Annotated in this window: 6 protein-coding genes and 1 pseudogene; 3 read left to right on the top strand and 4 right to left on the bottom strand. The window is 68.6% G+C overall.

All coding sequences use genetic code 11. The features are described from left to right. Positions 1–321: pseudogene (locus tag Q0L89_RS12905) on the top strand (hypothetical protein); the annotation flags it as partial. A gap of 411 nt (positions 322–732) precedes the next feature. Here Q0L89_RS12905 and grxD read toward each other — a convergent pair. The 3 genes from grxD to purL form a co-directional block, all read right to left on the bottom strand. Continuing rightward, the gene (grxD, locus tag Q0L89_RS12910) at positions 733–1,098 is read right to left on the bottom strand and encodes a Grx4 family monothiol glutaredoxin (RefSeq protein ID WP_296765825.1); all 366 of its coding nucleotides are present in this window, start codon (positions 1,096–1,098) and stop codon (positions 733–735) included. A gap of 319 nt (positions 1,099–1,417) precedes the next feature. Further along, positions 1,418–1,660 carry a BolA family transcriptional regulator gene (locus Q0L89_RS12915; protein ID WP_296765812.1) on the bottom strand — a complete coding sequence of 81 codons (243 nt, stop codon included), beginning with the start codon at positions 1,658–1,660 and terminating at the stop codon, positions 1,418–1,420. A gap of 72 nt (positions 1,661–1,732) precedes the next feature. Further along, positions 1,733–3,892, bottom strand: a complete 2,160-nt coding sequence (gene purL / locus Q0L89_RS12920) for a phosphoribosylformylglycinamidine synthase subunit PurL (protein ID WP_296765815.1) — start codon at positions 3,890–3,892, stop codon at positions 1,733–1,735. 312 nt (positions 3,893–4,204) lie between these two features. On the opposite strand from purL, the gene Q0L89_RS12925 reads away from it, so the two are divergent. Then, the gene (locus tag Q0L89_RS12925; protein ID WP_296765817.1) at positions 4,205–5,224 is read left to right on the top strand and encodes a pyridoxal-phosphate dependent enzyme; all 1,020 of its coding nucleotides are present in this window, start codon (positions 4,205–4,207) and stop codon (positions 5,222–5,224) included. Continuing rightward, positions 5,224–6,351: a Xaa-Pro peptidase family protein gene (locus Q0L89_RS12930; RefSeq protein ID WP_296765820.1), complete on the top strand. Its 1,128-nt coding sequence runs from the start codon at positions 5,224–5,226 to the stop codon at positions 6,349–6,351. Before Q0L89_RS12925 ends, Q0L89_RS12930 begins: the two co-directional genes overlap by 1 nt. A 63-nt stretch (positions 6,352–6,414) precedes the next feature. Here the strand turns inward: Q0L89_RS12930 and Q0L89_RS12935 are convergent, their stop codons facing one another. Next, on the bottom strand, positions 6,415–6,774 hold the full coding sequence (locus Q0L89_RS12935; protein ID WP_296765823.1) for a hypothetical protein: 360 nt from the start codon (positions 6,772–6,774) through the stop codon (positions 6,415–6,417). Positions 6,775–7,128: the final 354 nt, after the last annotated feature.

Consider the following 7,128-nt stretch of genomic DNA (forward strand, 5'->3'; position numbering starts at 1 on the left):
GCGACCCGCGCAACGGAACTCCTGGGCGTGTTAGTCGCCTTCGGCCCAGCCCAGAAGCTGCCGGAGTTGACACCCGATGACTGGGATCATGCCGGTTGCATCGGTTTCGGCTTCACGTCGCGCGGCGAGGAAGGCATCCGGGAAGCATTGGAGGGGCAGTTCCGGAAATTCGACGATGCGGCCGGCACGCCGGGCGCCCGCAAGATCTTCGGTTGCTTCTACAATGCCATGGCACACTCGAAGTCGCTCAAGGAACCTGGTGATGTCGCGCGCAGCCTGCGTTCTGATCGCACCAGCTGCCCACGAGATGCAAGACGTTGAAGTGATGATGCGGAATTAAGTCAACCAAGAGCAAGGACACTCCGGGAATGTCAGCGGCCCTCCGAGCTCGATGAGCCGATTGGACCCTCGCTTGCGGAATTCATCAGGGCCAGTGGCGACAACGCAGCCACGCGAACAGGCCGGACACACGACTGTATTGACGAAAATGACCGCAATCATCGCCGAAAACCTCTTGCAATGCAGGAGCCATCCACACAGGACATTGGGCGACCGGCTGAGAAGCCGCGCGGCGCCCGCCCGAGGCGGCGGTCGGGCGCCGCGCGGCGGCGCGCAAGCGCGCCTTGGTTCCGCGCATTGGGGCCAAGCTTCAACGTCCGCTCAAGGCCATCACCGGCCCCCCGGATCGCCCGCGATCCGGTTCACGCCTACCCGCGCGGTGCTGGCGCGCGCTCAGCCGTTGGCTTCGCGGATCTTCTCGGCGGCGTCCTTGTCGTACGCGACATCGTGCTGATCGAACATCTGGTCAAGCTCGCCCGAGAGCGTCATCTCGGTGATGATGTCGCAGCCGCCCACGAACTCGCCCTTGATATAGAGCTGTGGTATGGTGGGCCAGTCTGAGTAATCCTTGATGCCCTGGCGCAGGCCCTCGTCGGCCAGCACGTTCACGTCCTTGTAGCTGACGCCCATGTAATTGAGCACCCCGGCCACGCGGCTGGAGAACCCGCATTGCGGGGCCTCGCTGGTGCCCTTCATGAACAGCACCACGTCGTTGCTGGTCACGGTGTCCTTGATAGCGGTTTGTGCGTCGTCGGTCATGGTGTCTTTCCCCATGTATCTGGTGTGGTCGGCGCGGGCGCCGCGCGGGGTTTCGTCGGTTCGATCAACGGCATCATCGTTTGCGGTGGTGCCGTTGAGCGCGTTGGGGTCGAAGTTGTCGGGATCGTATCCGCTTTCGTTCTCGTCCAGAACCCCGACATGGGTCGTGCCGGTTTCCTCGTCATAGCTCAGCCCGTATTGCGCCCGCCCCTCGGTTTTCCAACGCATGATCTCCGAGATCGTCGCGTAGATGAACACCGCGACAAAGGGCGTCAGGAGAATCCCGGCGATCAGGCGGGCATCCATATCGCCTCCCCCCTTATTCCGGTGCCTTGGTGGTCAGCGCCATCGCGTGCAGGGCGCCGGCGGGGCCGTCCATCTCATCTTTCAGTGCCGCGTAGACGGCGCGCTGTTGCTGGACCCGGTTCTGACCGCGGAAGGATTCGTCGATCACCTCGGCGGCGTAGTGGTTGCCGTCGCCGGCCAGGTCGGTGATGGTGATCCGGGCCTGCGGAAAGCGGGCGCGGATCAGCTCCTCGATTTGCTGTGCCTCGATGGCCATGGTTTGCTCCGTTGTTGCCGTTTTCAAGACCTAGAGCGGCGGCACGGCGGCTGCAAGGCCCGGGGCGCGGGTTCAGGCAAACTGCGCGGCGAAACTGCGGCGGTAGATGTCGCGCATCTCGGCCAGCGGGGCCTCGGCGCCGCCCAGCTTTAGGTGATCGCCGCCGAACTTGCCGACGCTGTGAATCTGTACTCCGGCGCGGCCGGCGGCGATCATCAGCGCCTCGGCCTGGTCGAAATTGCACGCCACCAGGTAGCGGCCCTGGTCCTCGCCGAACAGCGTGGCCATGTCGGCGCTGTCGATCTGCACGCCGGTATCGGCGGCATCGGCCATCTCGAACGCCGCCAGTGCCAGCCCGCCATCCGAAAGATCGGTGCAGGCGCGGATCAGGGCGTGGTTGTCGCGGATGAAATCGCCGTTGCGGCGCTCGGCGTCCAGATCGACATGGGGCGCGTCGCCGTCCTCGCGGTTGAACACCTCGGCCAGCAATGCCGACTGCCCCAGGTGGCTGCCCGGTGCGCCGACCAGCAGCGCCACATGCCCGTCGCGCGCAGAGCCGGTAATGGCATCGTCGGCGCGCGAGATCAGCCCCACCGCGCCGATGGTGGGGGTGGGCAGGATCGCGGTGCCGTCGGTTTCGTTGTAAAGCGACACGTTGCCCGACACGATGGGCATGTCGAGCGCCGCGCAGGCCGCGCCGATGCCCTTGAGCGCGCCGATGAGCTGGCCCATGATTTCGGGCTTTTCGGGGTTGCCGAAGTTCAGGCAATCGGTGCTGGCCAGCGGCCTGGCGCCGAGCGCGGTGAGGTTGCGGTAGGCTTCGGCCACCGCCTGCGCGCCGCCATGGTAGGGGTTGGCGCGCACGTAGCGCGGGGTCACGTCGGCGGTGAAGGCCAGCAGTTTGTCGGTGCCATGCACCCGCACCAGCCCGGCCCCGGCGCCGGGGCCGCGGGCGGTGTCGGCCATGACCTGGGTGTCGTATTGCTCGTACACCCACTGGCGCGAGCAGTAGTTGGGGCTGGCCAGCAGCGCGCGCAGCGCGTCGACGGGATCAACGCCCGGCACATCGCCCAGCGGCTCGCATTCCTCGGCCTCGACCCATGGGCGGTCGTATTCGGGGGCGTTCTCGGCCAGCGCCTTGAGCGGAATGTCGGCCTTGACCGAATTGCCCTGCATGATCAGGAACCGATCCTCGGGGATGGTTTCGCCGACGATGGCGAAGTCGAGATCCCATTTGTCGAACACGGCGCGCGCCTCGACCTCCTTTTCCGGGCGCAGGACCATGAGCATGCGTTCCTGGCTTTCCGACAGCATCATCTCGTAGGCGGTCATGGCCTGTTCGCGGCACGGCACCTCGTCGAGGTTGAGCCGCACGCCGAGGTTGCCCTTGTCGCCCATTTCGACGGCCGAGCAGGTCAACCCGGCGGCGCCCATGTCCTGGATCGAGATCACCGCGCCGGTGGCCATCAGTTCCAGCGTGGCTTCCATCAGGCGTTTTTCGGTGAACGGGTCGCCGACCTGCACGGTGGGGCGTTTTTCCTCGATCGTCTCGTCGAACTCGGCGCTGGCCATGGTGGCCCCGCCGACCCCGTCGCGGCCCGTCTTGGCGCCGAGGTAGACCACCGGCATGCCCACGCCGCTGGCGGCCGAGTAGAAGATCTTGTCGGCGTCTGCCAATCCGGCGGCGAAGGCGTTGACCAGGCAGTTGCCGTCATAGGCGGTATGAAAGCGCACCTCGCCGCCGACGGTGGGCACGCCGAAGCAGTTGCCGTAGCCGCCGATGCCCTCGACCACGCCATGCACGAGCTGGCGGGTCTTGGGGTGATCGGGGCTGCCGAAGCTGAGCGAATTCATCGCCGCGATGGGCCGCGCACCCATGGTGAACACGTCGCGCAGGATGCCGCCCACGCCGGTGGCGGCGCCCTGGTAGGGCTCGATATACGAGGGGTGGTTGTGGCTTTCCATCTTGAACACCACCGCCTGCCCGTCGCCGATATCGACTACGCCGGCGTTTTCGCCCGGCCCGCAGATCACCTGTGGCCCTTCGGTGGGCAGGGTGCGCAGCCATTTCTTCGACGACTTGTAAGAGCAATGCTCGTTCCACATGGCCGAGAAGATGCCCAGCTCGGTAAAGCTGGGGTCGCGGCCGAGGATACCCAGAAGGCGCTGGTATTCCTCGTCGCTCAGGCCGTGGGCGGCGATCAGGTCGGGCGTGATGGCCGGGTCTTGCATGTGCTTCGTGTCCCCCTCGCGGTGCTGCGCTGGCGCCTGTTTATGCCAAGCGGCCGCAGGGGGGAAGGGGGGCTTTCCCGGGGGGCTGCCGTAGGGAACGCAGCCTCGCCCGAATGGCGCCGTCGACTGCGTCACCCCACGGGCAGGCGCGCCCCCGGTTCCGTTTTTGCCTGTGCCCGGGATTGGATAGGGCGCCCTGTTCGGGCGTTGGGGCGATCTGCCCCGCGCACCCGAAGGATTGACCGGCGGGCCGTGATCGGCTCTGGTCTTCTCGGAACGGGCCGAGTGCGGCGGCGGGCGAGGGGGTACGCGATGGAGTGGATGGAAAACCCGTGGCGGGGCCGTGGCCTGTCGCTGCCCGATGTGCCGGCGCCAAGCATCGACGCAGCCGCGCCCGAGGCTTTGCTGGCGCGCTGCCCGAAGCACCGCGAGACGCCGTTGCTGCCGGTGCCGGAGCTGGCGCGGCGGTCGGGTATCGGGGAACTGCGGATCAAGGACGAGCGCGGGCGAATGGGGCTGGGCAGCTTCAAGGCGCTCGGCGCGGCCTATGTCATCGCCCATGCCGCGCAGGCGGGGCCGCTGGCGGGGCGCACCTATGTCACCGCAAGCGCGGGCAACCATGGCCTGTCGGTGGCAGCGGGCGCGCGCGTGTTCGGCGCGAGGGCGGTGATCTACCTGGCGCGCAGCGTTCCCGAAAGCTTTGCCGACCGGCTGCGCGCCGAGGGCGCCGAGGTGGTGCGCGCCGGCGACGACTACGAGGCCAGCATGGAGGCGGCGGCGCAAGCAGCGCACCAGCATGGCTGGACGCTGCTGTCGGATTCGTCGTGGCCGGGGTATATCGAGCTGCCGCATCGCCTGATGGAGGGGTACCTGGCGATGGCCGCCGAGATCGCGCGCCAGGCCACGGCGCCGCCCGACGTGGTGCTGTTGCAGGCCGGCGTCGGCGGCATGGCCGGCGCGGTCGCCGCCTACCTGCGCCATGTCTGGGGGGATGTGCCGCGCATCCTGGTGGTCGAACCCGCCGCCGCGCCGGCGCTGTGGGGCAGCATAAAGGCCGGCGCACCGGTGGCGGCGCAGGGGCCGCAATCGGCCATGGGGCGGCTCGATTGCAAGGTGCCGTCGCTGATCGCGCTCAAGGGGCTGGCGCGCGACGCGGATGCCTTTGCCCTGATCAGCGAGCGGGAGGCGGAGGCGGCCCTGGCGCCGCTGGCCGCGCAGGGCCTTGCCAGCACCCCGTCGGGCGCGGCGGGGGTGGCCGCGGCGCTGGCGGGGGTGCCGGGTGTGGGCAAGGATGCGCAGGTGCTGTGCATCCTCAGCGAGGCGGCGTCCTGATGGGGGCGCCAGGGGCGTTCGAGCCCGGCGAATACGCCGCGCGGCTGGGCCGGGCGCAGGCGGCGATGGCGACCGCCGGGATCGGGGCGCTGCTGCTGACGACCGAGGCCGAGATCCGCTATTTCACCGGGTTCCTGACGCGGTTCTGGGAAAGCCCGAGCCGGCCCTGGTACCTGGTGGTGCCGGCAACGGGCGCGCCGGTGGCGGTGATCCCCGAGATCGGGGCGCCGTTGATGGCACGCACCGGTCTGGCCGACATCCGCACATGGGCGGCGCCCGATCCGGCCGACGACGGCACCGCGCTGCTGGCCGGGGCGCTGCGCGATGTCGTGGGCGCGGGGCGGGTCGGGGTGCCGATGGGCCCCGAGACGCACCTGCGCATGCCGCTGGCCGATTTCGAGCGGCTGAAGGCGCGCAGCGGTCTGCGCTTTGGCGATGACGCCGGGATCGTGGCGGGGCTGCGCGCGATCAAGTCCGAGGCCGAGATCGCGCGCATCCGCGATGCCTGCGCGGTGGCGGGGCGGGCGTTTGCGCGGGTGCCCGAGATCGCCGCGCCGGGTGTGCCGCTGGAGCGGGTGTTCCGCGATTTCCAGCGCCTTCTGCTGGAGGAGGGGGCCGATTGGGTGCCCTACCTGGCGGGCGGCGCGGGGCCGCAGGGGTATGCCGACGTGATCTCGCCCGCGGGACCGCGGCGGCTGGCGGCAGGCGACGTGATGATGCTGGATACCGGGGCGATGCGCGGCGGCTATTTCTGCGATTTCGACCGCAACTTCGCCATCGGCACCGTGTCGGATGCCGCGCGGCGGGCGCACGCGCGACTGATCGCGGCGTGCGAGGCCGGGCTGGTGCTGGCGCGGCCGGGCACGCGGGCCTGCGAGGTGTTCGAGGCCATGGCGGCCGTCACCGGCGCGCGCGCCGGGCGCCTGGGGCACGGGCTGGGCATGCAACTGACCGAGGGGCTGTCGCTGTGTGCCGGCGATGAGACGGTGCTGGCACCGGGGATGGTGATCACGCTGGAGCCATGGGTGACGCTGGGGCGCGGCACCGGCCTGGTGCACGAAGAAAACATCGTGATCCGCGACGGCGCGCCCGAGGTGCTGTCGCCCTGGGGCGCGCCGGGGCTGTGAGTGTCGCGCAAGGGGAAACGGCCGGTGGGGGCCGGCCGTTTGCAAGGCGTCGGTGGGCGCTGATCAGCGCGGGGTTTCGCCAAGTGCCCCTTTCAGTTCCGAGTTGAGCTGCGTTCGGTCGAGCGGGATCTCGAAATAGTTGTCGTTTTCCATCTCGGACGGCAGCGAAATCGCGAACAGATGCTGCTCATAGTTGAAATCGTCATTCGTCTCGACGATGATCGTGGTGCGCCCGTCCTTGCGACCGTAGACGCCCGCCACGTCGCCGACCGGCTTGCCGTCCTTTGTGCGCACGGGCTTGCCGACATAGCCGCCGCCGTAGTCGACGTTTTCCTCAAGCAGGACGGTGGACAGCTCGCTCATGTTGTTGACGAACTGATCGCCGTAGTCGGCGCGCACCTGCTTACCCTCGACGGCTTCCATGGTGGCATAGGCGCTGTTGCGCTCGCCGGTGGTCTCGGCGGTCGAGGGTGCCTCCTGCGCGACCTGGGCGCGGCCGCCTTCGCGTGAACGTTGCGTGATCTCGGGCGGCCTCCGCGCACCCCGCCGTTGCGGGCGCGATCGGCGCCGGGTGGCGCGTTTCCCTGCAATTCATGGGACAATCGCGCGTTCGCAGCGCATCGCCGCCGGGCCGCAGGAGCTATGCCCGAAAGTTGGTGACGGCGTGATCAGGCGGCGGTTTGAAGTTGCTTGATGCCGTCCTTGAAGGCAATCCCCTGGACGATCTCGGGCAGGCGGTTTGCGCCGTCCAGCTTTCTTCATTTCGCCTGGGCTGAC

The sequence above is a fragment of the Sediminimonas sp. genome (assembly GCF_024637375.1).
GTDB lineage: Bacteria > Pseudomonadota > Alphaproteobacteria > Rhodobacterales > Rhodobacteraceae > Sediminimonas.

What these genes read in the sequence shown, in the direction of transcription:
- Q0L89_RS12915 (WP_296765812.1), bottom strand. Translation starts at nt 1,660, where the DNA reads ATGGCCATCGAGGCACAGCAAATCGAGGAGCTGATCCGCGCCCGCTTT.
- Q0L89_RS12935 (WP_296765823.1), bottom strand. Translation starts at nt 6,774, where the DNA reads ATGGAAGCCGTCGAGGGTAAGCAGGTGCGCGCCGACTACGGCGATCAG.
- grxD (WP_296765825.1), bottom strand. Translation starts at nt 1,098, where the DNA reads ATGACCGACGACGCACAAACCGCTATCAAGGACACCGTGACCAGCAAC.
- Q0L89_RS12930 (WP_296765820.1), top strand. Translation starts at nt 5,224, where the DNA reads ATGGGGGCGCCAGGGGCGTTCGAGCCCGGCGAATACGCCGCGCGGCTG.
- purL (WP_296765815.1), bottom strand. Translation starts at nt 3,892, where the DNA reads ATGCAAGACCCGGCCATCACGCCCGACCTGATCGCCGCCCACGGCCTG.
- Q0L89_RS12925 (WP_296765817.1), top strand. Translation starts at nt 4,205, where the DNA reads ATGGAGTGGATGGAAAACCCGTGGCGGGGCCGTGGCCTGTCGCTGCCC.